Annotated in this window: 12 protein-coding genes; 2 read left to right on the top strand and 10 right to left on the bottom strand. The window is 40.3% G+C overall.

Annotated features, from left to right (window positions below; translation table 11 throughout):
- Positions 1-27: 27 nt before the first annotated feature.
- Positions 28-384: a YppE family protein gene (locus MUO15_RS02975; protein ID WP_245033296.1), complete on the bottom strand. Its 357-nt coding sequence runs from the start codon at positions 382-384 to the stop codon at positions 28-30.
- Between the two features lie 61 nt (positions 385-445).
- Positions 446-715 (bottom strand): hypothetical protein, encoded by a 270-nt coding sequence (locus tag MUO15_RS02970; protein ID WP_245033295.1) that lies wholly within the window; start codon positions 713-715, stop codon positions 446-448.
- A 524-nt stretch (positions 716-1,239) separates the two neighbouring features.
- Here MUO15_RS02970 and recU point away from each other — a divergent pair.
- Both recU and MUO15_RS02960 read left to right on the top strand, forming a co-directional pair.
- The gene (gene recU, locus MUO15_RS02965) at positions 1,240-1,830 is read left to right on the top strand and encodes a Holliday junction resolvase RecU (protein WP_245033294.1); all 591 of its coding nucleotides are present in this window, start codon (positions 1,240-1,242) and stop codon (positions 1,828-1,830) included.
- A 16-nt stretch (positions 1,831-1,846) separates the two neighbouring features.
- Entirely contained in the window at positions 1,847-4,549 is a 2,703-nt protein-coding gene (locus MUO15_RS02960) for a penicillin-binding protein 1A (RefSeq protein WP_245033293.1), read from the top strand.
- A 59-nt stretch (positions 4,550-4,608) separates the two neighbouring features.
- On the opposite strand, the gene nth is transcribed toward MUO15_RS02960, so the two are convergent.
- The 8 genes from nth to panD form a co-directional block, all read right to left on the bottom strand.
- Positions 4,609-5,262: an endonuclease III gene (gene nth, locus MUO15_RS02955; protein ID WP_245033292.1), complete on the bottom strand. Its 654-nt coding sequence runs from the start codon at positions 5,260-5,262 to the stop codon at positions 4,609-4,611.
- 11 nt (positions 5,263-5,273) lie between these two features.
- Positions 5,274-5,966 (bottom strand): DnaD domain-containing protein, encoded by a 693-nt coding sequence (locus tag MUO15_RS02950; RefSeq protein WP_245033291.1) that lies wholly within the window; start codon positions 5,964-5,966, stop codon positions 5,274-5,276.
- An 84-nt stretch (positions 5,967-6,050) separates the two neighbouring features.
- A complete protein-coding gene (gene asnS / locus MUO15_RS02945; protein ID WP_245033290.1) occupies positions 6,051-7,343 on the bottom strand; it encodes an asparagine--tRNA ligase in 1,293 nt (430 codons plus the stop codon).
- 22 nt (positions 7,344-7,365) lie between these two features.
- Positions 7,366-8,550, bottom strand: a complete 1,185-nt coding sequence (locus tag MUO15_RS02940; protein WP_245033289.1) for a pyridoxal phosphate-dependent aminotransferase — start codon at positions 8,548-8,550, stop codon at positions 7,366-7,368.
- A 17-nt stretch (positions 8,551-8,567) separates the two neighbouring features.
- On the bottom strand, positions 8,568-8,993 hold the full coding sequence (locus tag MUO15_RS02935; protein ID WP_245033288.1) for a cell wall elongation regulator TseB-like domain-containing protein: 426 nt from the start codon (positions 8,991-8,993) through the stop codon (positions 8,568-8,570).
- 67 nt (positions 8,994-9,060) lie between these two features.
- On the bottom strand, positions 9,061-9,231 hold the full coding sequence (locus MUO15_RS02930) for a YpmA family protein (RefSeq protein WP_245035829.1): 171 nt from the start codon (positions 9,229-9,231) through the stop codon (positions 9,061-9,063).
- Positions 9,232-9,327: 96 nt separating this feature from the next.
- Positions 9,328-12,117, bottom strand: a complete 2,790-nt coding sequence (gene dinG / locus MUO15_RS02925; RefSeq protein WP_245033287.1) for an ATP-dependent DNA helicase DinG — start codon at positions 12,115-12,117, stop codon at positions 9,328-9,330.
- 91 nt (positions 12,118-12,208) lie between these two features.
- Positions 12,209-12,598, bottom strand: a complete 390-nt coding sequence (gene panD, locus MUO15_RS02920) for an aspartate 1-decarboxylase (protein WP_245033286.1) — start codon at positions 12,596-12,598, stop codon at positions 12,209-12,211.
- Positions 12,599-12,602: the final 4 nt, after the last annotated feature.

Below are 12,602 nucleotides of genomic sequence, written 5' to 3'. Positions count from 1 at the left end.
TGAAGCAACAAGGGAAAGTGAGATCTTTTATACATTGTTCAAGTCATTTAAGATCATATCGAGTACGTAATGGGAAGATTGGTGCAGTTCTTTAAAACGTTTCTTCTCTACATCAAGATAGTAACTGTGCAAAATTAGCATCTCCATATTTTCATGAGTGGATTTAACTTGATTAGGGTGCACAGATACGCCCCGATTCTTAACAAACTCTTCGGCTTCATCTAACCATTGATTATTTAAGTTGAACATAGGACTTGTTTCTTCCTTTACTTTATGAAAGAAATTAAAATCCTTTTTATTTACAGGGCCTTCCATGGTAAGAAACTGTTCATGGAGATCATCAATCATTTGTTTTATTTTAAATGTCGTCTGCCTAAGTGCCATCTTCTACTCAACACACCTTTTTCTTAAACCATACCATTCTGAAGCCACTAGAAGCAAAATCTTAACCTACAGATCTTCGTCTAGCTGCACCCGCAAATTTCTTCACATATATCTCTTGTTGTTCCTTTTTCACTTCGCTAAGCTGTTCACGCAAATGAATCACTTCGTCTTTTAATTGGTCAATTTCCTTACGGTGGGAAATTGACATTGTAAAAACGACCTCATCAGCCTTAAGTGAAATTCGTTTTTCCATCAATGAAAACTTTTCCTGTAAAAGTTGCAGCTGTTCTTCATACATAGCCATTGAAACAACTGGCTGCTGTTTATCCATAATTATTGCCTCCTCATGTTTATCTGTTACGTTTATATTTCTGCTTCCTTTGCATAAGTCCTTCACACATGACAAGACTAGAAGTAATGCTACAAAACAACCTATCTTATGTGATCCATTCGACAATGAAAAGATGAAACATTTAAGAAAGGAGCATCCAATCCATGCCAAAGAAAAAGAAACCAAAAGAGAAAAAGCCAACACCAGCTAAAACTGATAATCCAAAATTATCAGGAGAAGATCGTCCCTCTACTTGAATAAACATAGGAAGGATACATGAAAGAAATGTATCCTTCCTCCTCCCCATAAAACTCTTCTTCCTTTCGAATTTATATTTGGTCCAGGAACAGGCGTGTAAGAATTTCGGATTATTTGTTGTTATTTGCGGGAAAACGTATAATTAAGTGAAACTTCATCCGCACTTCAAACGTTTAATAGTATATGGATTGGTTAGACAAATTTCTGTTACACTTGGTGATCATTTTTTGGTATGATACCCTCATGGCATTAGGGAGGGAAGTATTGTGAATTACCCCAATGGGAGGAAAAGCGGTACCCAAAAATTAAGAAGCCAAAATAAGGCAGAAACCACCTTTAGTAATAGAGGTATGACATTAGAAGAAGATATTGAATTATCCAATGACTATTATCGAAATGCCAACATTGCCATCGTTCATAAGAAGCCAACACCTGTCCAAATTGTAAATGTGGACTATCCAAAGAGAAGTGCTGCAGTAATAAAAGAAGCTTATTTTAAACAAGCTTCTACGACAGATTTTAATGGAGTTTATCGAGGGCGTTACATTGATTTTGAAGCGAAGGAAACTAAAAGTAAAACTTCCTTCCCTCTCAGTAACATCCATCAGCACCAAATTGATCATATGTATGCTTGTCAATTACACGGTGGTATATGTTTTATTATTGTCAAATTTGCCGTTTTTGATGAAGTGTATCTACTACCTGCATCCAAACTTTTTTTATTTTGGAATGATCAATTTAAAGGCGGACGCAAATCTATTCCTTATGATTATATGAAAGCTGAAGCCGAACTTCTACCCTTTCATTATCAAGCAAGAATTGATTATGCAACTGCTTTAGATAAGCTCTATTTTTGAATGGAGGAAGAGCAACATGGCCAACGAAAGCCAATCAAGAACAGCTAGACGTAAACAGATGAAGACAAAGAAAAAGGGAAACCGAAAACCAACTTTCAAACGAATCGTAATGATTCTTTTAACCATTGGTATCGTTCTTATGATAGCGGTCGGCAGTTTATTTACTTATTATATTGTAACTGCCCCAGATTTAAATGAAGCGCAATTATCTGATCCTGTATCATCAAAGCTTTATGATCAAAACGGTGATTTCATAACGGATTTAGCCGGTAAGCAAAGACGGACGGAAATTAGTTATAATGACCTCCCTCCCGTACTTATTGATGCGGTATTAGCTACCGAAGATGTTCGTTTCTTTGAGCATATTGGTATTGACTTTAGACGAATTGGTGCCGCAATTATTGCTAATATCCAAGAAGGTTTTGGTGCTGAAGGAGCAAGTACCATTACCCAGCAAGTCGTTAAGCGGTCTTTTTTATCCAGTGATAAGACGTTAAAACGTAAAGTTCAAGAACAATATTTAGCCATTAAACTAGATCAGGAATATTCCAAGGAAAAAATCTTAGAAATGTATCTAAATAAAATTTATTATGGCGAGGGTGCCTATGGGGTAGCTGAAGCGGCTCAGACCTATTTTGGCAAAAACGAATTAAGCGAACTCACACTTCCAGAATCAGCCTTGCTTGCAGGCTTGCCTCAACGTCCTTCTGGATACAATCCTTTTGAAAATCCGGAGCTAGCCCAGCAGCGGATGAGTGTCGTCCTCAGCTTAATGGTGCAGCATGGCAAGATCACTAAAGAAGAAGCTGAGGAAGCTAGAAATACGAATGTTGAGGATATGCTTGTAGAGCAAACAGAAAAAGATTCCCCCTACAAAGCTTTTATTGACCACGTTCGTGAAGAGGTAGAAGCTAAAATGGATGGTGCTGATATTTATAAAGACGGCTTAAAAATATATACGACTCTTGATCCCAAAGCACAACAATATGTTGAGCAAATGCTCGGTGAAGATAGTCCGATTGCCTGGCCAGATGAGCAGCTTGAAACAGGTATTGCCGTCACCGACACTCAAACCGGGGCCATTCGTGCTATCGGCGGCGGGCGCAATTATAAAGCAGGTAACTATAACTATGCTACCGACATCCAAAGGCAGCCAGGATCAACTCTAAAACCGATCACAGCTTATGGTCCGGCCATTCAATATAATAAGCTATCCACCTATCATCAAATTAATGATGAACCAATTGATATAAACGGGTATTCACCAAACAATTTTGACGATAGATTTCGTGGCTGGGTGAGCATGCGTTATGCATTAAGCCGGTCATTAAATATTCCTGCTGTTAAGACATTGAACGAGGTGGGGATTGGAAAAGCCCAGGAGTTTGCAACGGGCTTAGGTGTTGATTTTCAAGATGATCAGATGTATTTGAGTGATGCCATTGGCGGTGGTAATGCACTTGTCAATCCTCTTCAGCTAAGCGGTGCTTATGCGGCGTTTGGTAATGAAGGAGTATATAACGAACCGTATACTGTTCGTAAAGTTGAAGTTCCTGGAGAAGGAACTGTGGACTTAAAGCCAGAACCGAAATCAGCAATGAACAGTTATACAGCTTATATGATTACATCGATGCTACAAACTGTTATGTCTGAAGGTACGGGTACAGCAGCAAATATCCCTGGGCTTCCTGAAGCAGGTAAGACAGGGACAACAAACCGCGAATTAGATGATGGTACAGAAATTGTTCCGGATTCCTGGTTCAGCGGGTACACGACAAACTACTCTATATCGATATGGACTGGGTATTCCAAAGGGAACCAAGGTTTATCAGATGCTGCACAAGATATCCCTAAGCAGATGTTTCAGTCAATCATGAGTCATATATCAGAAGGTAAAGAAACAAGCGACTTTCAAAAACCTGGCTCTGTGGAATTGGTAGAGGTGGAAGAAGGATCACGTCCAGCTAAACTACCGAGCCCATATACACCGGAAAGCCGTATCGTAACTGAACTTTTCCACGTAGATAATACCCCATCCCAAGTGTCTCAAGTATTCCAGAAGCTAGATCCAGTCCAGGATCTATCAGCTTCCTACGATCAAGAGGCGCAAGCCATTAATCTTGAATGGGGATATGATGAACCAGAAGGTATTTCTTATGAAGTGACCGTCGCTATTGATGGCGGGGAAGCAAGACAACTTACCAGAACGAAAGATACAACTGTAGAAATTACCAATGCTCAACCAGGTTCTTCTTATGAATTTACAGTAACTGCGGTAAGTGATAATGAAGATGCAGATGCCAGTGATCCTTCCTCTGCTAGTGTAGAGGTACCAGCGGAAGAAACAGAGGAAAATCCTGAACAGGAGCCTGAAGAAGAGAATCCTGAGGAGGGAAACCCTGAAGAAGAAAATCCTGAAGATGAGCAGAATAATGGAAATGGGAACCAGAACGATAACAATAATAATCAAGATGGAAATAACGGAAATAATGGAGATGGTAACAACGGTAATGGGGACGGCGGAGAAGGCCAAAATGACGATGGATCCGGAGAGCCAGGGGAAAATGGTGATGGTGGAGACGAAAATGATGGTCCAAACACACCCCCAGAAGGTGATGGCGACACGGACCCTGATGAAGGCGGTGACGACGACGACCCTGGCCAGCCTGATAATCCAGGTACTGAACAACCAGAACAACCACAAGAAGACGCTGCCTAATTATCCCACAGTAAAGCACACTGTCTAATGACAGTGTGCTTTATTTGTGTATCTTTATTTTACTCTCTCTTTTTCCTCATTCGCTTCTGCCCTTCCCTGCACAAGTGAAGCAATTGACATTCCTCACAGTTGGGACGCTGTGCTTTACAGTGATAGCGGCCAAAAAAAATCATGCGATGATGTGTGTCACTCCATTCTTCTTTCGGGAATTTACGCATCAACGTTTTTTCAACTTCTAGCACAGAGTCTTTATAGCGACAAATGGCTAATCGTTTAGAGACACGCTCAACATGTGTATCTACAGCGATTGCTGGTTCGCCAAAGGCCACGGAGGCAACGACATTCGCCGTTTTCCTTCCAACGCCAGCCAAACTCTCTAGCTCCTGCTTCGTTGAAGGAACTCTTCCATTAAATTTCTCAATTAACGTATGTGAGAGTTTTTGAATGTTTTTTGCTTTGTTTCGATATAGCCCAATCGATTTAATATCATCCTGGAGTTCCTCAAGCGGGACAGCAAGATAGTCTTCCGGTCTCTCATATTTTTTAAATAAATGAGGGGTAACCTTGTTTACTAATGCATCAGTAGCTTGAGCCGATAAGAGAACAGCAACTAGAAGTTCAAATGGATTGTTATGAGTGAGCTCACATTCTGCATCAGGAAACATATCCTCAAATACGTCTAAACATTCTCTGATTTGTTTTTTATTTAGCATAACGTTTCTCCCTATGAGTCCTCTTCTAACCAGTTATAATACAGCGATACATCACGTTTTGGCTTTGCTTGAGAGGAAGAATTTTTAACTTGCCCTTGTCTAAACTGCTTACCATGCTGCCGGGCTTGATCCACTGTTTGAATGCCTTTTCTTTTCCACTCACGTAAAATACGATCGATATATTTAAAGTTGAGTTTCCCCATCAACACTGCTTCCCGCAATGCAGCTTTTATAAGTGAAGGTTCTTGCTCCTCCTGATCTAGCCATATATTGATATTCTCGATCTCAAATGGGGATAGCGGCCGGCCAAACTCCTGCTCGAACAAAGAAAACAAACTTCCTGCTTGCTCCTCTTCGGTAGCATACGAGTGTTTATGTTGGGCAAATAATTTCTCCCACAAGGGTTCGAGAGAATAAGATTCATTTCTAACTAGTTGTTCACTATGCTTCTGTTCAATGGTTATCAACTGTTTTTGAATAAGACTTCTTAAGACTTTTGAACAGTCCTGGCTTGAGAAAGAAAGATAGTCAGCCAGCTCTTCTGGGGTTGGAAAAGGATTCCCATCTAAATAAAAACGATGAATCTGTAACAATACGGCAAGTTCCTGCTCATCCATTCCTAATCGACGATATTCTGTTAATAGTTGCTTTGGGATCATCAATTGATGATTCATGATCTCCTGAAAGCTTTGATACTTCGACAAGATGTCCACCTCAATCTATGATGATTAAAAAGGAAAAAACACCGATAGTATAAGCGTTCTTCTATCGGTGTGACTACCTCTATATTAAGGATATAAGCGATTCAATAAACGTGGAAATGGAATCGTTTCACGAACGTGTTCGACACCGGCAATCCAGGCAACTGTGCGTTCAAGTCCTAAACCGAAACCTGAATGCGGTACGCTCCCGTATTCACGAAGCTGCAAGTACCACTGGTAGGCATCTCCTGTTAGATCATGCTCCTCATAACGCTTTTGCATAAGTTCAAGGTCATCAATCCGCTGTGATCCGCCAATAATTTCACCATAGCCTTCTGGAGCGATTAAATCTGCACATAAAACCACTTCGGGGCGTTCTGGATCTGGCTTCATGTAGAAGGCTTTAATTTCAGCAGGATAGTTTACAATGAATACTGGTTTATCATAGCTCTCAGCAATTGCCGTTTCATGTGGAGCACCGAAATCTTCTCCCCAGTCGATATCATCAAAACCCTTTTCTTTCAATAAATCAATTGCTTCGTCATAGCTAATTCTTGGGAAGGGGGCTTTTATCTTCTCAAGGACAGCTTTATCGCGACCAAGAGCCTCAAGCTCAAGTGTACAATTTTCAAGCACAGCTTCCACAACATGTGTGACATACTGCTCTTGAACTTCAAGACTGTCATCATGATCCATAAAAGCCATTTCAGGCTCAATCATCCAGAATTCAATGAGATGACGACGCGTTTTTGATTTTTCTGCTCGGAAAGTAGGCCCGAAACTGAATACTTTACCAAACGCCATTGCTGCTGCTTCTAAGTAAAGCTGTCCACTCTGAGACAAATAGGCTTCTTCATCGAAATATTTTGTGTGGAATAATTCAGTTGTACCTTCTGCTGAAGACCCGGTTAAGATTGGTGAGTCAATTTTCGTGTATCCATTGGTATTAAAAAATTCATACGTAGCTCGAATAATTTCATTTCTAACTTTCATGACTGCATGCTGCTTTTTAGAACGCAGCCATAAGTGGCGATGATCCATCAAGAACTCTGTTCCGTGTTCTTTCGGTGTAATCGGATAATCAACAGCTTCGTGAATAATTTCGAAGTTGTTCACTTGCAGCTCGTACCCGAAGGAAGAACGTGTATCTTCAACGACTACACCTGTGACGTAAAGAGATGTTTCCTGTGTCAGTGCTTTTGCCTGTTGAAACTTATCTTCGCCAATATCCGCCTTCACAACGATACCTTGCATAAATCCAGTTCCGTCACGAAGCTGAAGAAAAGCTATTTTCCCGCTTGATCGCTTATTCTGCAACCAGACACCAATGGTAACTTCTTCTCCTACATATCTTGAAACTTCTGCAATTGTTGTTTTCATGAGTATACCTCCATGCTTCACTTTATGATTGGTGTTTATCTACAAAACGTTGAATACGCTTCGCCGCTTCTTCTAATTGGTCAATTGATGTTGCATAAGACAGTCTGACATTATCAGGTGATCCAAAACCAGATCCAGGCACGAGAGCAATCTTCTCTTCTTCAAGCAGTGCAGTTACCCACTCATCCACGGTTTTAAAACCACAAATAGTAGCCGTACGAATCACATTAGGAAATAGGTAAAAAGCTCCCATAGGCTTCTCACACGATACACCTGGGATCGCAAGCAGCCAGCTGTGTAGAGTATCTAACCTTTTGTGAAAGGCTTTCCGCATTTCACTTATCTCATCATCTGACCCATTATAAGCGGCTAGTGCAGCATACTGAGCTACTGAAGTCGGGTTTGATGTGGAATGTGAAGCCATATTTGTCATAGCCTGGATGATCTCTGTTCGGCCTAGAGCGTAACCAATTCTCCAACCAGTCATGGAGTGTGATTTAGAAACACCATTAATAATGATGGTTTGTTTATAAAGTTTGTCTGACAGCTGAGCCATGGACACATGCTTGTCATTGGAATAGATCAGTTTTTCATAAATTTCATCTGAGATGATAAGAATGTCATGTCTTAAGCAAACTTCTCCAATTGCACGAAGCTCATCTTCAGAATACACCATGCCTGTTGGATTACTTGGAGAATTGATGATAACAGCCTTCGTCTTCTCTGTTATTGCCTCTTCGAGTTGTTCAGGTGTGATTTTGAATTGATGTTCTTCCTTTGCTTTAACAATGACAGGGGCACCTTCAGCCAATTTAATTTGTTCGGGATAACTGACCCAATAAGGGGCCGGAACGATGACTTCATCCCCCTTATTTAGCAAAACTTGAAACAACGTAAATAAAGCATGCTTGGCCCCAGTCGTAACAATAACCTCACTAGGTGAGTAGGTCAAATTTTGGTCTCTTTTCATTTTTGACAAAATCGCATCTTTTAAATCAGGGATGCCCCCAGAAGGTGTATATTTCGTATGTCCTTCCTGCATGGCCTTCCCTGCCGCCTCAATTATATGCGAAGGTGTATTAAAATCGGGCTCACCAGCTCCAAGACCGATGACATCATACCCTTCTGCTTTTAACGCTTTAGCTTTAGCCGTAATGGCTAATGTAGATGATGGTGTAAGTGTTTGTACTCGTTTAGCTAATTCCATTTTATTCATCCCTTCACTTAAGATTGTGGTTGACGAAATGCAAATCTTTGAATAGGATCGCCATTTGTAACTTTTACATACTCTAATACGTATCGTTGATTTTCATCTATATAAGTAAGTTCCCATGCTGGACTATTTTCTTCATACGCGAGCTGTACGTCAATAAATGAGCAGGCAGAACAGTCAGTCTGCAGCCCGGTTTTTAAACCGCTCGAAGGGATCATTGAACTCGCTTTAATCGTCGTCAGCACTTCTTTCTTCTCAAGATTTATAAAGGTGACTAATTCTTCATCATTTCCATTTAGACCGCGAACAATATGAATGGGTATTTCACCATTATAGCTTAAAACATCTGTGACCTCTGTCATTTTTGTTTCTGAAACCGCCAAATTTTTGGCCTCTGTAAATCCCTCTGTCTGTTTATCTTCTATTTGTACATACATCCAGGTAAGGGCACTTCCTGAGATAACAATTACTATTCCGATGATGAGGAGAACCCACCGCAGCCAGCTAGGTACGGTAAATCGTGAAGACTGCTGTTTCATTATCATCTTCATCTAAAGCAAGTCCAAACATTAAATTTTGGTCTTTCAACGTACGATTAAGTGTATCAACAACCTTATAAAGGTCATCTGATTTTTGAATCCGTACGGTTGACATTGTTTCTATTTTATTTTCCATCATTTCTGTCCCCCATCCGTCTTAATCCTTTTTCATCGGTTTATACGTAAAATAGTATAACAGGTTATGAACTTAATTAGATACCATCCAAGGATTTTACAACCATTTTTCCATCTCTTGTACAAGTGTTGAAGTTGATTTATACGTAAGTGGAATATCTGGAATAGATGCAAGAAAATGCTCTCCATACTTCGCTTCTATAAGACGGTGATCACAAACAAACACCACACCTCGATCAGTCGTTGACCGAATCAAACGCCCGAACCCTTGCTTAAAACGAATGATAGCGTGAGGAAGCGACTGATTCATAAATGGGCTTTGGCCTTGTTGCTTAAGCCTAAGATCTCGCATAATCTGTAAAGGTTGGTCTGGCGGCTGAAAAGGAAGTCGAACAATCACAAGGCATGAAAGATCATCTCCAGGGATATCTACCCCTTCCCAAAAAGAACTTGTTCCTAGCAAAATGGATTGGTCAAAAGTTTGAAAATTCTTTCGCAAACGATCTCTGCTTCCAGTTGAGATCCCTTGAGCAAAGACCATGAATTCCTCAGGATTAATGACATCTTTCAATAAATAATATGTTTTTTTTAGCATGTCATATGAGGTGAACAGAACGAGCATTCGGCCTTTAGTGGCATGGGCAATCGAATAAATTGCTTCACTAATCGAATAAATAAACTCCTCTGGATCCTCTTTGATATTTGGAAAATCGTTTGGAACCATCAGCCTGACCCGCTGTTTATAATCATAAGGTGATGGGATGGAAAGTTCATAAAGATCCTTCCAATTGTCTACTCCTATTAAACGCTTCATATAGTCAAAAGAGCCGTTTGTGGTAAGTGTCGCACTCGTTAATACAACACTCTTCTTCGTCAAAAATAGCCTTTCATGTAGCAGCTCAGCTACATGTAACGGCTCACTATATAAATAAACAGAATTGGAAGCCCCATCTGCATCAATTTCAATCCACCTCACAACATTGTCATCCAAATCAAAATAATTGCCGAGCTGATCGATAATTGTTTCACAGACACTTGCATTGGTGTCTAGCCTTGAAAATAGTACACGAACATCCTCATTATCCGCGGTGGATAATAGTGGTCCAATAAGATCCATCAGAGCTATTGTTTCCCTTTTAATAGCTTGAATGTTAGATAAAAATCTTTGTGCCATTTCATGACTAGTAGCAGCGAACGCACTGTCTATCTCTTCTTTTAATAAATATTGCACTCTGCCAATATCGCTTCTTGATTGAGACCTTTTACGGGATGCCTTAACCTTTTGGAATAGGTATCTTGATAATTGATTAAGTTCTTCTTTTGCTTGTTCAACATGCCGGCTGCCTTGTTGAACTTGTTTTTTCACACCGACATTGACCGGTTTGAACGCAGCTGGGTGAAACAAGTCATTGAACTGTGTTAACTGCCGCTGTAATTCTTTATAATTCAAACGAATACCAAAATAGCGGCTGGCGATGGTTTCTAAGTGATGAGCTTCATCAATTAGCACCCTATCATAAGCAGGGAGACGCTGCTCATTACTTATTAGATCTAAACAGAGAAGCGAATGGTTTGTAATAAGAAGGTCTGCATGCTCTGCTCTTTCCTCAGCCCATTGAAAGTACGAAGCATGCTTATTGTTAAATGACATCACTCCACCTGATTGCTCAGCGGAAATTTTATGCCAAAACTGCTGTCCACTTGATGGCAGTTGAATTTCATCAATATCTCCTGTGCTCGTTTTTGTCAACCAAACTAAGATCATCGCTTTAGTTAAAACGATATCGTAGTTATCTTGAAATGGTCTGTCTAACTCATAACTAAAGTGAAGGAGGCTGATATAATGGCTTTTCCCTTTATATAAAGCCACTTTTATGGAACGGCCAAACAACTTTTCCAATCTAGGAATTTCCTCTTCTAACAATTGGTTTTGCAAAGCAGTTGTATGCGTTGAAATAACCAATCTTTCATTATGTGTGACAGAATAATATAAGGTAGAAAGTAAGTAAGCTAGTGATTTTCCCGTGCCTGCACCAGCTTCAAGTAAGGCATGCCTTTCCTCATTTAAGGATTGATACACGGCCTCTGACATTTGCCTCTGACCTGATCGCATCTCATAATCATTCACTATCTTTTTTAATCTTTCTTTACCTTCATATGCTTCACTGATCCATTGATTAAACGGCAACTCCATATCTTTCGTATCATAAAGCTCCACCTGTCGCTTCTTTATCGGCAATCCATAATGAACCTCATATTGATCATGGCTTGGTTGGTTATACCGTGCCTTTTCAACTGCGGTTTCAATAAAAGGTCTTACATCACTTTTAAGTTTACCTACAATTTTTAGCAAATGCGTTAAGGTACGTTCAGGCAATGTATGTATCTCATTTAACAGTATGGTTAATAAATCTGCAGTCACTTGAGCATCCGAAAGAGCCCTGTGCGGACGATCGTGTCCGATGTTCAGATGATCAGCTAATTGCCCTAATTTATAGCTCGGGGAGCCCGGCAGAAAAATTCGAGCAAGCTCAACCGTATCAATGATAGGATTATGTAGAGCTTTGTACCCACATCTAATAAATTCTTCATTAAGAAAGCCGAGATCGAATTCAATATTATGTGCGACGATATAACAATCCTCTATTAATTGATATACGTCTTCGGCTATTTCTGAAAACAGTGGGGCGTGAATAATATCTTCATCTTGTATCCCAGTCAAAGCGGTAATAAACGGAGGAATATCCCGTTCTGGATAAACAAGGCTCGAAAACTCCTTAATCACTTGGCCTTGCTTGATAATGACAATGCCTATCTCAATAATACGATCCTGTTTTGATGATGAATTCCCTGTTGTTTCTAAATCTACAATAGCAAAGGTCGACATGAAATCCCTCCAAGCGCGGCCATAAAAGTAAGGATCTTGTCCTATCTCACGTGGCCAAGATCCTTTTCATAGTCTAACTCTTGTTTCCACATTATAGGGGAAGAGCAGTTAGTGGCGGCTCCTCCTCTACGATTTCGACAACCTCGTTTCTTTCACCCATAATCGCAATTTTAGGTTTGAAATCGGCTAATTCTTCCGCACTCAGCATGGCATAAGAAACGATAATGACGATATCATCTGGCTGTACTAACCTGGCTGCAGCCCCATTTAAACAAACGACACCGCTGCCTCTTTCTCCAGCAATCACATATGTCTCTAATCGTGCGCCGTTATTATTATTAACGATTTGGACCTTCTCGTGTGGCAGGATCCCAACACTGTCCAATAGATTTTGATCAATCGTGATACTGCCCACGTAATTTAAATTGGCCTCTGTGACCTGTGCACGATGAATTTTCGCCTTCATCATTGTGCGAAACATGGTG

The sequence above is a fragment of the Halobacillus amylolyticus genome, assembly GCF_022921115.1.
Lineage (GTDB): Bacteria > Bacillota > Bacilli > Bacillales > Halobacillaceae > Halobacillus_A > Halobacillus_A amylolyticus.
Note: the sequence above shows the minus strand (reverse complement) of the source record. Positions and strands in the feature narration are given on the sequence as shown.